This window comes from Paenibacillus curdlanolyticus YK9 (assembly GCF_000179615.1).
In the GTDB taxonomy this organism is placed as follows: domain Bacteria; phylum Bacillota; class Bacilli; order Paenibacillales; family Paenibacillaceae; genus Paenibacillus_T; species Paenibacillus_T curdlanolyticus.
Genome location: NZ_AEDD01000025.1, coordinates 1 through 1,209, shown reverse-complemented (window position 1 = coordinate 1,209; position 1,209 = coordinate 1). Strand labels below are relative to the sequence as shown.

Below are 1,209 nucleotides of genomic sequence, written 5' to 3'. Positions count from 1 at the left end.
GCCCTATTCCCGCTCGTACGCATCAAACTCCCGCATAGCGCACTTTTTTCTGCCCTATTCCCGCTCGTGTGCATCAAACTCCCGCATAGCGCACTTTTTTCTGCCCTATTCTCGCTCTCAAATACAAAAAGGCGGCGCAGAAACAATCTTCTGCACCGCCTTTTTCTCGCTTATCCGCTCAACCTTACAGGTTGTTTTGGATTTTCGTTTTCAGAGCGTCTTTGCTTTGCAGACCAACGAGCTTGTCGATCGGTTGGCCGTCTTTGAACAGAATCAGCGTAGGGATGCTCATTACGCCGAATTGGGAAGCGAGCTCCGGTTGCTCGTCAACGTTGATTTTTGCAATCGTTGCTTGGCCTGCAAGCTCGCCTGCGAGCTCCTCAACGATTGGAAGCTGCATTTTGCAAGGTCCGCACCAAGGCGCCCAGAAGTCTACGAGCGATACGCCGCTCTCAATGCTTTGCGTTGAAATTTTCCTTAGTCAATGCTACTGCCATGTCGGATCATTCCTCTCCACTAAATTGTATGGGATGGGTGAACCCCTTCATACCGCTGCTGATTGCTTACTCACAGTCTACACAATCATGAATTTGCCCAAGCACATCCCGAATCGTAATCGCATTAAAGTGAGTCTCAAGCCGCTTCTCCGCAGTGCAGAAAATGCCGAACATCACTTGCTTCATGTTCGAGCCGACGACGCAATCCATCTCCGGGTCGCCCGAGCACCAGCTTGGCATCAATGAGCCTTGCGCCATTACGCGATAAATATCGCCAAGCGAAACCTCATTGGGCTCAGCCGTGAGCCGGTAACCGCCGCCCGCGCCTTCCCGCGTTGCGACGTAGCCCGACTTGCGAAGGCGCTCATCACTTTGCGAATGCGAGCTGGATGCGTGCCCGACATTGTCGGCGAGCGCTTCACTTGAAGCCATTCGTTCCGGCACGTAGGCCAGGTAAACCAAGCTGTGTACGGCTATCGTAAATTCACTGTTCATTGCCGGTTGCCACCCCGCTTTGTACTGTAATAATATCAGTTACAGTTCACCGTGTCAAGCAGGCGGCTTCCCTTATTTTGCAGCTCGTCGCAAGTTCCTATCCCATGAACATTCTGTTAATCGAATAGCCGATGCCAACAGCCGCTTGCCTAGACGAACGTCATCGGGTCAGGACCAAACCGCCGTCCCTCATCCAACGCATCAAGCGCCGCAACAT

General features: G+C 52.6%; 1 protein-coding gene and 1 pseudogene. Both read right to left on the bottom strand.

All coding sequences use genetic code 11. From position 1 onward, the window contains the following. Window positions 1-184: 184 nt before the first annotated feature. Window positions 185-497, bottom strand: a pseudogene (gene trxA, locus PAECUDRAFT_RS24230) (thioredoxin). A gap of 66 nt (window positions 498-563) precedes the next feature. Next, window positions 564-992 carry an RrF2 family transcriptional regulator gene (locus tag PAECUDRAFT_RS24225; RefSeq protein WP_006040801.1) on the bottom strand — a complete coding sequence of 143 codons (429 nt, stop codon included), beginning with the start codon at window positions 990-992 and terminating at the stop codon, window positions 564-566. Window positions 993-1,209: the final 217 nt, after the last annotated feature.